We start from the raw sequence: 10189 nt of genomic DNA on the forward strand, positions 1-10189 counted from the left end.
CTACTGAAGGAGAACCTGCATGAAGCCCTCGCTCATTGTTTTCGATGTCAACGAGACCCTTTCGGATATGTCCCCCATGGGTCAGCGGTTCGTCGACGTAGGCGCCCCGGCACCCGCGGCGAAACTATGGTTCGCTACCCTGTTGCGCGACGGCTTTGCCCTCACCGCAGCCGGCGAGAACGGCAGTTTCGCCGGAATCGGCTCCGAAGCCCTGCGCGGGCTGTTTGCCGGCATGGACCTGAACCGCGACGCCGAGGCTGCCGTGGAGCACGTCATGGCCGGGTTCTCCGGTCTCGGACTGCACCCGGATGTCGTCGCCGGCGTCCAGGCCCTCCACGCAGCCGGACACCGCCTGGCCACCTTGACCAACGGCTCTACCCAAGTCGCCGAGAAACTCTTTACCGACGCCGGCATCCGGGACAAATTTGAGTTGCTGCTGTCAGTGGAAGACGCCCCGGCCTGGAAGCCCGGCAGGCAGTCCTACGAGTACGCCGCATCCGCCTGCGGCGCCGGCCCGGAGGAAATGCTCCTGGTCGCCGTTCACCCCTGGGACATTCACGGCGCGTCCCGCGCTGGTCTGGCCACCGCCTGGATCAACCGGACAGGCGGCCCGTACCCGAACTATTTCCAGGCCCCTGACTACACCGTTCCCACCCTTACTGATCTGGTCCCGGCCCTGTCCGGAGGAAGCTGAGGCCGGACATCGCTCTTCGTGTGCGGAACTGCGGGCGCTGGCCCGCCGGATGCGCTACAGCCGACACCGCACAAGATCAGGGCGGAAGCCGGAGGAATAACCCTTGTGAATTCCCAGCACGCCTTTCTCGTATTCGACCCGCGAAAACTGACACCTGTCTTGGCGGTCCCGGATGCAGACATCGCCGCAGAACTGCTGCCCGCCGCCAGTGACCGGGCCAGTGGAGACGCGAGTTCGCACTTCGCTGCCCACACTGCCGAGGGCCAGTCGCTGACCCTGAGAAAAGGGGACCTGGAACTGCACAAGGCCGGATCCAGGCTCGTGATGCAGATCTGGCCGGCCATGTCCTGCTGGATTTTGGCGCGGTTGACCAAGGAATGTTGCTGCGGAGGGTGCCGGCAAAGGGGTCGGAACGCAGCGGCCGCCGCGGTTCCCCCGAGGCCCGGCAGTAGCGGGACACCCGGGTGGAACGGCGGGTTCCTAGGCGTTCAGGGGTGGTGCAGCGGGAACGTCCAGTTCTGTTCCTGCGTAGTGGTTGAAGTAGTTCGTGAAGAGGTTTGCGGCGATATGTGCGAATGCTTCGGCGAGCTCTTCATCGGTCCATCCGGCGTCCAAGGCCGCCTGCCACACGGGCTCGGATACATTCCCGGTCCGGGCCGCGGCTTCCCGCGCCACCTCGGTGATGGCGGCGAGTTTTGGGTCGAAGTCCACTTCACCGGCACGGATCGCGATGATCTGTTCTTCAGTGAGTCCGGCTTTGCGGGCCGACACCGTGTGCGCGCCCTGGCAGTAGTCGCAATCGTTCTGGTTGCCAACGGCCAGGGCGATCGCTTCCTTGGTCCGTGCATCGAAGGATCCGTGGGCGGCAATGGCCTTCGAGATGCCGTCATATGCTGCGATCACTACCGGTGAATGGGCCATTCCGGCATGGATGTTCAGCAGCTTTCCCATCCGCCGTTGCATAGTGGCGGCCAGATCCTTGGATTCATCGGGCGCCGTCTCGAGAGAATGTGCGGGAATGCGGGGCATGTGTAACTCCTTATGTTGTCAGATCTGGCCGGGTCAATGGGGCTTTGCCCCGGGTTGGGGGTCCCCGGATACCCGAACGTGCCCGACCGGTGCAGTCGCTGCCGGTCACGGGCCGCTGCTCACTGCCGCCGTCCGCAGGGCTGCCGCGTTCTGTATCGTGATGCGGCCGCGGCCTTGACGGATAATTCCTTTGCCTGCGAAGTCCGCCAATGCCTTGCTGGTGGCCTCCCGGGTTGCCCCGAGAAGACCGGCGATTTGTTCGTGCGTGAGGCGGATGGCTTTACCTTGGCCGAAACGGCCGGCGGGCGCCGCGGCATCGAGGCTGATCAGCAGCGAGGCGGTGCGCGCCAGCAGTGGCCGCAAGGCGAGGTCGGTGAGGCGTTCCTCCAGCCGGGCCACCTGTTCCCCGAGCAGCCGGGAAATGCGGATCGCGATGCGGGGGTCCGAGATCAGGTACCGCTCCACATCCTCGACGCTGAGCTGGCAAATGGCGGCGTCCTCTATGGCCTCGGCATAGTTGTCATACATGCGCTGGCCCACCAGCAGCATTTCCCCGAAAACGGCCCCCGGTTCCAGGATGGCCATGGTGAGGGCCTTGCCGTCCTCGGTCACACGGAAAATCCGGACCCGTCCCGATTTAAGGATAAACAGGGCGGTGACGGGCTGGGACTGGCTGAAAACAAGTTCCCCGCGCCGGAACATCCGCGCGGGGGCCATCATGTCCATCGCACGCATCTCCTCAGCGCTCAGGTCCGCGAAGAGATCCACCTCGTTGAGGCAGTTGAACGGATCATCGGGGCCGGAGGTGAGGGGGTATGGTTCCCGTTGGCCCGGAGACCAGGGACGGGGGCCACCGACGGCGGCCTCCAGCCCCTCTTGCCACTTATCGCTCATCGGGCACGCTTCAGGACCTTGACAGCGACCACAGCAAGCATGATGCCGTAGATCAGGTGGCCCATGAGAGACCACCCGGCCGTCGCGTTCACCGTGAAGAGCGGCATACGGAGCATCATGGGCATGATCAGCAGAGGGCCAAGAACCCACCAGAGCGCCCCGTAGGCCATGCCGGTCAGCGCGCCCCGGCCGTAGGAGGTCAGGAACCCGGCGAACGGCACGGTCAACCCCAGACCGATCAGGATCGAGATCAACATGTGAATGCCGAAGCCCACCCAGGCGGAGTCCGAACCGACCAGGGAGGCGATCATCGGAAGCATGCCCATCATGGCCATCAGCACGCCGAAGACGAGACCACCGGCGATACCGCCGATGACGCCGGCGGTGATGCGCCGGGCAAGGTGATGCGTAACAGTGTGGGGCTGGTGTACCACTGGAGATGAAGCGGACATCGTCGTGCTGCCTTTCGTTGAAGCGGAACTGCTTACCTTCGAAAGATAGGCCTGGAGCAACGGGCTCCTCTGTAAACGGGGACACATAACGGATTGCGGAGTGAGACGGATTTGCGGGGGCGGCCCGGCCTTGGTGGGAAGGCCCGCTATCAGGCGTCAGCCCGTCTTTTCCATGACGTGCCCGCAGCAGCACGTCGGATTGCGATCTCCGCCGTCTCCCGGGGCCGCGCCCTTGGTGACCATAATTTCGCAACCACAGTCACCATCAGGGCAGCGGTAGATCTCACCTTCCTGCAATGCCATGACCAGCTCCTTTCATCCGTTATTGATTGCCGGTAAATTCACGCTAAAACCTTCCCGTCAGGGGAAGTCAAGGGCGCGTGCGCGACGCTCCGCGTCCGCGGGGGGTGAGTGGAAGGAGTTTGCGCAGGCCGGCGTTTTCGGCAGGGTCCATGACGGAATGCTGGACGCACGCGGGGACCAGTTGGCCGGTGTCGGGGTGGCCAATGGTGTACATGCAGGCGCGCAGCCGTTCCTGGACCTCCCGGGTTTCCGGGTTCTCACTATCCACACCCTTCTCCAGCAGCTCCCAGGCCGGGGCGACCTCCGCCGCGTCCATGAAGTTGTGCACCACGAAGGTCCGGAAGGACAGTTCGCCGGTGCGTGCGGAAGCAAAGACGCGGCGCAGGCCGCCGGCGCGTTGAGCCAGGCGCAGCCCGAAGCGCAGAATCACCGGGAGGTCAGCCGGGTGGGTGAGCAGGGCCCTGATGATTTTGGCTGCGACGATCCAGCGGGGGGTTCCGCCGAGTACATGCCACCGAAATGGGCCAGCAGCCGGTCCCGGGCATCAACATGGTTGAGGTCGTCCGGATCAATCAGGGACGCGAGCGTGCCGCCGGCCCGGAGGACCAGTGCGCTCCGGTTGCAGCGTGTGTCCCCGAACTGGGTGCCCTGCCGGGGAATCCGCTGCCCGGCGCCTTGCTCGATCCGGTCCCAGACTGCATCGAACGGTGATGTCGGTGAAGTCCTTGCCCCATCGGCTGTCATCGCCCATGTAGGCGGCGGGCTGGAAGGAGAGCATGTCGAACGGCATAGCCAGAACGGAGCCGGTGACGCCGGGAACCTGGTCGATGTTCCTTGGGGTTACGGTCATGCTGTGGGCGATGTAAGAGCCGATGCCGTGGTCCTTCCGGAGTGCCGTGAATATGGCGGCGAACCGTTCACGGTACGGATCCAGCTCCGCCTCGCTCCGGGCCGCGGCGCTCCCCTGCGTCCCCGCGTGAGGGAGTCAAAATGGGCGGCGAACGATACTTTCCGGAACCGCGCCCGTCCGGTGCGGTCCAGGGCGACGTCGAGGAGGTACTGGTAGTCGAAGTCACCGTGCGTCATGGACATCGGTTCGCGGCCCGCCCCGCGGCATCACTGTCAGGGCCGCTGCGTGGTCTTCGGCCGGGAGCAGACTTACTTCCCCGCCGATCAGCTGGGCTTGCGCGCGGGGCCCGCGGATGTGGCGGAGGAGCGTCATCTGTTCCGTCACCGCATTGACGGTGTGGTCGCCGTCGATTCTTACTTTGTTCGCGTCTGCTGAGTGGTAGCAGGGTGTGCAGGTCAGGTTGCATTTGGGAAAGACGCCGTGGGTTCCTTCGCAGCCCACCGCGGTCCTGCCCAGAAGCTGAGCGGGGGTTGACGTGCCCTGGCAGTTCGGCCCACCGCCGGTCCAGCGCCGTGCGGCTTTGCGGGATGAACCGGCCTGGTCACCAGGTTCAAATTGGCGTAAAATGCCGCGATTGGGCGCATACCGGCAACCCTACGGTGAGCCAGCGCCCGGTTAAGTAATCTGTCGCAAGGGTAATCTGGCGCACAGAGCCGGGCGCTGGAAGCGGTCAGGATGGGTCTTTGTGGAGAGTTCCTGCGCGGATCTGCAAATGTCCTGCCCGGGCGGAAGAGCTGAGGACGTTGGTGCAGTCCTCTTCTACGGCCGACCAGGGGTGTGCAGTTATGTCTGCCCCGCCCAGGGCGCATGCCGCCCGCGCCAAGGGAGTGAGCAGCCGGGCCCACCCCTCCGGATCCTTCATGTCGACCACCCCGATCCGCGCCTCAGCATGAAGCAGTGCCTTGAGGTTGGCCCAGGCCCGCCGCCACTCGGGCATCAGCGAGAGCGAATAGGTGGCCAACGCCGCATCGCATTCCGGGGATCCGCCCTGTTCCTCAATGGCGGTCCGGATCGCTGCCGGGTCCATGAGTACAGCGTCGGTCTGGATAAGGATGACGTTCTTCCAGCCTGCTCTGGCGGTGCGCCGACGGGCCTGGTCAAGCATCCGGGCGCTGCGGTCGATGCCGACAATCGTGCCTGCAGGACCTATCCGCTCCTGGAGCAGGGGAAAGTTGAGACCGGTTCCGCAGCCCAGGTCCAGGACCTGCTCCCCCTGACTCAGCACCAGCGCTTCAATGCCCCGGGCCCGTCCGGCCCAATAGACCGGGTATTCACCCGAGAACGCGTCGTAAAACGGCGCGAATGCTGTGTACTTGTCAGGAATAACTCTCTCCTTTGGAACAGGTCCCGCCTCGGACAAGCAAAACTTGGACCATCAAAAAGGCCGGACTGCCGGAATACTGCGTGGCAGCAGCCGGTATCAAGCGTAAGGATCTTCATCATGACATACACCCGCGGAATCATTGATCTCCTCGTCCTTGGCGGAGGGACGGCGGGCATCGTCGGCGCCAAAACCGCAGCAGGTTTCGGCGCCCGCACTGTTCTGGTGGAACAGGGGCGAACCGGCGGGGACTGCCTCTGGACCGGCTGCGTCCCGTCCAAGACGCTCCTCTCCGCGGCCGCGCAGGTGAACAGCCTACGGCCGGGCGCCGGTGGGAAACCCGACTTTTCTGTCGTCCGGGACCGCATCGCCACCGCTATCCGCACCATTGAGCCTGCGGACACCCCGGAAGCCCTCGAAAACGCCGGCGTTGAAGTCCTTTCCGGACACGTGTCCTTCACCGGCCCGGGAACGGCCGTCCGGGACGGGCAAGTCCTCCGGTTCCGCCAAGCCCTGATCGCCACCGGCGGCGAACCGGCCAACCCCGTGATTACCGGACTGGACCCGGCACGGACCGTCACGTCCGAAACGGTCTGGGACCTTGACAGCCTGCCACCCAGGCTTGCCATCCTGGGCGGCGGCCCGATCGCCTGCGAACTGGGCCAGGCCTTCGCCCGGCTCGGCGCCGACGTCACCATGGTTGTCCGCTCCCGTATCCTGCCCAAGGAGACGCCGGAAGCGGTGGACATCATCCGCGCCAGCCTGAAGGCAGACGGCGTGACAATCCTGGAAGATGCCAGCATTAGCCACGCCACCAGTACCGCTAAGGGGCACAGACTGCATCTGGAAGACAGGAACGGGGTTGACGCTGACACCGTGCTCCTGGCAGTCGGGCGCACCCCCCGCACCACCGGCATTGGCCTTGAACACGTGGGCGTCCGCCTCGACGACCGGAGGAGAGTGCTCACCAATGACCACATGCAGACCACCAACCCGCTGATCTGGGCGGCCGGAGATGTCACCACCCACCCACAGTTCAGCCACCTTGCCGGCGTCCACGCCAGCGTGGCAGCATCCAACGCCGTCCTCGGGCTCCGACGCCGGGTCAGCTCCGCCATCCCACGGGTCACCTACACCTCACCGGAGATCGCCGCCGTGACAAGCAGCGAGTGCGGACAATCAGCAACCTCCCGGATAGTGTGGCATTCCCACCTTGACCGGGCCGTCGCCGAGGACCGGACCGCGGGCTTCACCGAGCTTCTCGTGGGGCGCGGCGGCCGCGTCCTGGGCGGCACCATCGTGGGCCCCCGGGCGGGGGAATCCCTGGCGGAACTGTCCCTGGCCGTGCACAGGAAACTCACCACGTCCGATATAGCCGGCGCCACCCACGCCTACCCGACGTACTCCGACGGGGTCTGGAACGCCGCGGTCCTCGATGTCCGCGAACGTCTCCGGTCCCCGTTGAGCCGCACCGCCATCAAAGGGCTGGCCACGCTCCGGCGCGTGGCCCTTGACGTCCGCCGGATCAACTCAAAGCCCGGTAGCCGGCCACAATCCGGTGTCCAGCACTAACTCCCACCACCAAGGCCCAAACCGCGGCGATCACCCAGGCAAGGTCGGGGAAGACCAGCCACAGACTGTGTACCACCACTGTCTCCGCGCCTTCTGCCAGTCCACCAAGAAATGACAGGGACCGTCCGTCATCGATGCGACGGCCGGTTTTTTCGGCAATGGAGGAGAAAGCAAGAAACACGGCACCATTGATGTAATAGGCGAAAAGGACCAGCAGGAAGGGCAGCCACGGGCCGCCGAAAGCGGCCGTGGCGCCCATCCCGACTCCGACCACCGTGGCGCCATACACAACGAAGTCCGCGCTGATGTCCCAAAAGCCGCCCCGGCCAGGATCCTCCTCACCTGACCTGCGCCGCCGGAGGCGGGCAAGGGGTCCGTCCAGGCCGTCAGCGGTCCGGCACAGCAGCCACGCAGCCAACCCGGGAATCCACCATTGGGCCGCGGCAAGCGCGGCACTGGACACGCCCAACAACAAGTTCAGCCCGGTCAGCCGGTCCGGTGAAATCCAGCGCCGGTCCAGGGCTCCGGCCATCCGGTCCAGCACGGGTCCTGTCCGTGTCCTCAGTACAGCGTCAAACACTGCCCGCCCCTTTGCGGCGCTTCCGCACAGCCACGACCAGCCCCGCAAGGGTCAACAGACCAAGCACAGCCAAGGCGGCCTGGACCTGCCAGCCGAACTGCAGCCCGAAAGCTCCCAGCGTCACATAACTGACCGTGCCGGGCAGGATGCCCAACGCCGTCCCCAGCAGATAGGGCCACCAGGCAACAGAGGTGAGCCCTGCCAGGTAATTGATCGCAGTGAACGGCAGGACCGGTACAAGCCGCACAGCGACAATTGCAACAAATCCGCGCCGCCGCAACACTTCATCCAGTTTCCCCACCCTGGCACCGGTATAAATCTCCACAGCCTCACGGCCCAGACATCGGCCTAACCAGAAAGCTGCCATCGCGCCCAGCAGCGCCGCCGCCACCACCACGCCCACTCCCCCTGCAAAACCGAATACCACGCCGGCGCCGATGGACAGGACGGTCTTGGGGACCGGTGACAGAGTCAGCGCGGCGTAACCAAGGATGAAAACCGCCGGACCCCAAGGGGTGCCCGTGAAGTACCGCTGCACCTCCTCCACGGTCCGGACCGGGAACAGCAGTGCGGCGATAGCAGCGGCTGCAACAAAGAAAACCAACACCATAAGACGTGCCCAGGCACGGCGGTAACCCGTCATGCGCCCACTATTCGTGTTCCCGCATTGTCGCTCCTCCTGGGGTGGGATGCTTCAGGCAACGCCTATCGGACCAAGCTAACGCCCGCTGACGTGCTGGTCTGTAATCTACCGCACAGAATCGCTGGACTTCTCGCCCCGAATGATGTCCACGAGGCAGCACCTTTCCACCCTGTACCTGCCAAACGTAACTAACCCGTCATCGCCGCTGTGACCTGCAGCAACGGAGTTGAAGGGTAGATAAAGGGAGCAGCGGACCCGGTCCTACATGCCGTCGTTCGTCTGGGTTGGGGGTACATTCTGTCATATTGTTATGAAGCTCAGACGCAGATCGATCTGGAACCTACCGTGCCCCACGATAGGACCGCGGGTGGCTTCTGTCGTGGGTGGTCAACACTTCCAGTCCCGCCAGAGCCCGCACGCCGTTTATCGGAAGTCCCACCAGATTCTCCGGAGGGCCATGGTGCGAAACACTGGCGTTAGGAGGGCGATGTTGTCGTCCCCGTTGACGGGGGGCTCCGATTCCATAGTGAAACCGGCGCCTCGGGGTAGGCGCAGCAGTCCCGGAGAGTAAGCTGTCGACAGTCATGGTACGTCTTGACGGGTGCTTCTCAGGGCCGCGAGGGTGAAGATCCCGGAGACGCTGCCTGGCGTTGCCGATCGGAACCGGTGAGACTATTGCGCCCGGCGGCGCCAAGGAGATGGAATGCATGCTTCCTCATGGAAGACCCGGTTTCGGGGATGACGAGGCAAACGCGGCACTGTCCGGATTGTTGGAAAGTCTCGAAGCTGCGCTGCGTGACGCTGAGGGGGTCTGCGCGGGACTTCCGCTTTTCGCGGTCGAAGCTAGGCTAAGGGACAGGCTACGGATCGTTATGCCCGCGGTGCGTTTCACGCCCGAACAAATCAGGGAATGGGCGGCTCGGATGTCCAGTTAAATCCTTGGGGAAGGCGGGGCGGTTGCTCCCGCTTGGTGGGCTTTTCGGGAAGAGATGTCCCGTCGGCGCGGTATCCGGGGACACGGTCGGCACTGTGTCAGAGCTGTGTGGTGGAAATGGCATCGCCTGATCAATGCCACGAAACGTCGTCCGCCACATAGTTCCTCGTCTTAGGTGGTTTGTCACGGCTCAGGAAGAGCGTCGCCGGCGGGGCCGTCGAGTGATCCTGGGGTGTCTGATATCGGCGGTGATCGTGCCGGCGCCGGGGGTCGTGTTGGCAGGCAGGAAGTCGACAAAAGGTGATGTTCAGTGCAGGCAGGGTTCGATGAGCCCGGCGGCCGATTCCCGGGACGCGGGCTGCGGCGCGGATGCTTACGTATGGCTCAGGCCGGATTCTTCGGTCAGGGTTAGTACATGGTCCCGGATCCGGGCAAGTTAGTCGATGCACGCCGCTCGGGCGAGGCGGTCAGGGCCCATCTCGGGCACCACGGTGAAGAGGGAGTGACCTGCCCCACGGATTGGTTACCCGGAATGGTTTGAGTTTTGGGCTTTCGCTGAGAGGCTTTCAGACATGCCAAGACCCTATCCACCGGAGTTCCGCGCACGGGCAGTCGCCCTGGTCCGGGCCGGCAAACCCATAAGCCGTGTGGCCGCCGAACTGGGCATCAGCCAGGGCGGCCTTCACAACTGGGTCCGTCAGGACCGGATAGACCGTGGCGAACGCCCAGGTCTGACGACGCCGGAGAGCACCGAGCTGGCCAAGGCCAGGAAGCGGATCCGCCAGCTGGAAACGGAAGTGGAGATCCTCAAACGCGCGGCGAAGCTGCTCGGTGAGGACCGGCCGGACCCAAAAGGA

Annotated in this window: 13 protein-coding genes; 4 read left to right on the plus strand and 9 right to left on the minus strand. The window is 64.6% G+C overall.

Going from position 1 to position 10189, the window contains the following annotated elements:
* Positions 1 to 19: 19 nt before the first annotated feature.
* Positions 20 to 694, plus strand: coding sequence for a haloacid dehalogenase type II (locus tag L0B83_RS14845; RefSeq protein WP_234759230.1), 675 nt, complete (start codon positions 20 to 22; stop codon positions 692 to 694).
* A gap of 480 nt (positions 695 to 1174) precedes the next feature.
* Here L0B83_RS14845 and L0B83_RS14850 read toward each other — a convergent pair whose 3' ends face one another.
* From L0B83_RS14850 to L0B83_RS14870, 5 genes are all read right to left on the minus strand, one after another.
* Positions 1175 to 1723, minus strand: coding sequence for a carboxymuconolactone decarboxylase family protein (locus L0B83_RS14850; protein ID WP_234759231.1), 549 nt, complete (start codon positions 1721 to 1723; stop codon positions 1175 to 1177).
* A 105-nt stretch (positions 1724 to 1828) separates the two neighbouring features.
* Positions 1829 to 2617 carry a Crp/Fnr family transcriptional regulator gene (locus L0B83_RS14855; protein ID WP_234759232.1) on the minus strand — a complete coding sequence of 263 codons (789 nt, stop codon included), beginning with the start codon at positions 2615 to 2617 and terminating at the stop codon, positions 1829 to 1831.
* Positions 2614 to 3069 carry a hypothetical protein gene (locus L0B83_RS14860; protein ID WP_234759233.1) on the minus strand — a complete coding sequence of 152 codons (456 nt, stop codon included), beginning with the start codon at positions 3067 to 3069 and terminating at the stop codon, positions 2614 to 2616. Before L0B83_RS14860 ends, L0B83_RS14855 begins: the two co-directional genes overlap by 4 nt.
* A gap of 156 nt (positions 3070 to 3225) precedes the next feature.
* On the minus strand, positions 3226 to 3372 hold the full coding sequence (locus L0B83_RS14865; RefSeq protein WP_234759234.1) for a hypothetical protein: 147 nt from the start codon (positions 3370 to 3372) through the stop codon (positions 3226 to 3228).
* A gap of 67 nt (positions 3373 to 3439) precedes the next feature.
* Positions 3440 to 3802 (minus strand): hypothetical protein, encoded by a 363-nt coding sequence (locus L0B83_RS14870; protein ID WP_234759235.1) that lies wholly within the window; start codon positions 3800 to 3802, stop codon positions 3440 to 3442.
* 89 nt (positions 3803 to 3891) lie between these two features.
* Here L0B83_RS14870 and L0B83_RS14875 point away from each other — a divergent pair, with 89 nt between their 5' ends.
* Positions 3892 to 4083 carry a hypothetical protein gene (locus L0B83_RS14875; protein WP_234759236.1) on the plus strand — a complete coding sequence of 64 codons (192 nt, stop codon included), beginning with the start codon at positions 3892 to 3894 and terminating at the stop codon, positions 4081 to 4083.
* A gap of 361 nt (positions 4084 to 4444) precedes the next feature.
* Here L0B83_RS14875 and L0B83_RS14880 read toward each other — a convergent pair whose 3' ends face one another.
* Both L0B83_RS14880 and L0B83_RS14885 read right to left on the minus strand, forming a co-directional pair.
* Entirely contained in the window at positions 4445 to 4606 is a 162-nt protein-coding gene (locus L0B83_RS14880) for a hypothetical protein (protein WP_234759237.1), read from the minus strand.
* Positions 4607 to 4952: 346 nt separating this feature from the next.
* Positions 4953 to 5642: a class I SAM-dependent methyltransferase gene (locus L0B83_RS14885; RefSeq protein ID WP_268820949.1), complete on the minus strand. Its 690-nt coding sequence runs from the start codon at positions 5640 to 5642 to the stop codon at positions 4953 to 4955.
* A gap of 81 nt (positions 5643 to 5723) precedes the next feature.
* On the opposite strand from L0B83_RS14885, the gene L0B83_RS14890 reads away from it, so the two are divergent.
* Positions 5724 to 7175 (plus strand): dihydrolipoyl dehydrogenase family protein, encoded by a 1452-nt coding sequence (locus L0B83_RS14890; protein ID WP_234759239.1) that lies wholly within the window; start codon positions 5724 to 5726, stop codon positions 7173 to 7175.
* Here the strand turns inward: L0B83_RS14890 and L0B83_RS14895 are convergent.
* Positions 7129 to 7755 (minus strand): CDP-alcohol phosphatidyltransferase family protein, encoded by a 627-nt coding sequence (locus L0B83_RS14895; protein WP_234759240.1) that lies wholly within the window; start codon positions 7753 to 7755, stop codon positions 7129 to 7131. The two genes, L0B83_RS14890 and L0B83_RS14895, sit on opposite strands and share 47 nt — an antisense overlap.
* The gene (locus L0B83_RS14900; RefSeq protein WP_234759241.1) at positions 7748 to 8398 is read right to left on the minus strand and encodes a TVP38/TMEM64 family protein; all 651 of its coding nucleotides are present in this window, start codon (positions 8396 to 8398) and stop codon (positions 7748 to 7750) included. Before L0B83_RS14900 ends, L0B83_RS14895 begins: the two co-directional genes overlap by 8 nt.
* A gap of 1506 nt (positions 8399 to 9904) precedes the next feature.
* Here L0B83_RS14900 and L0B83_RS14905 point away from each other — a divergent pair.
* Positions 9905 to 10189 (plus strand): transposase (locus L0B83_RS14905; protein WP_234759242.1); only part of this gene is annotated, 285 nt, incomplete at its 3' end.

The sequence above is a fragment of the Arthrobacter alkaliphilus genome, from assembly GCF_021483235.1.
Taxonomy (GTDB): Bacteria; Actinomycetota; Actinomycetes; order Actinomycetales; family Micrococcaceae; genus Arthrobacter; species Arthrobacter alkaliphilus.

What these genes read in the sequence shown, in the direction of transcription:
- L0B83_RS14845 (WP_234759230.1), top strand. Translation starts at nt 20, where the DNA reads ATGAAGCCCTCGCTCATTGTTTTCGATGTCAACGAGACCCTTTCGGAT.
- L0B83_RS14850 (WP_234759231.1), bottom strand. Translation starts at nt 1,723, where the DNA reads ATGCCCCGCATTCCCGCACATTCTCTCGAGACGGCGCCCGATGAATCC.
- L0B83_RS14855 (WP_234759232.1), bottom strand. Translation starts at nt 2,617, where the DNA reads ATGAGCGATAAGTGGCAAGAGGGGCTGGAGGCCGCCGTCGGTGGCCCC.
- L0B83_RS14860 (WP_234759233.1), bottom strand. Translation starts at nt 3,069, where the DNA reads ATGTCCGCTTCATCTCCAGTGGTACACCAGCCCCACACTGTTACGCAT.
- L0B83_RS14865 (WP_234759234.1), bottom strand. Translation starts at nt 3,372, where the DNA reads ATGGCATTGCAGGAAGGTGAGATCTACCGCTGCCCTGATGGTGACTGT.
- L0B83_RS14875 (WP_234759236.1), top strand. Translation starts at nt 3,892, where the DNA reads ATGGGCCAGCAGCCGGTCCCGGGCATCAACATGGTTGAGGTCGTCCGG.
- L0B83_RS14890 (WP_234759239.1), top strand. Translation starts at nt 5,724, where the DNA reads ATGACATACACCCGCGGAATCATTGATCTCCTCGTCCTTGGCGGAGGG.
- L0B83_RS14900 (WP_234759241.1), bottom strand. Translation starts at nt 8,398, where the DNA reads ATGACGGGTTACCGCCGTGCCTGGGCACGTCTTATGGTGTTGGTTTTC.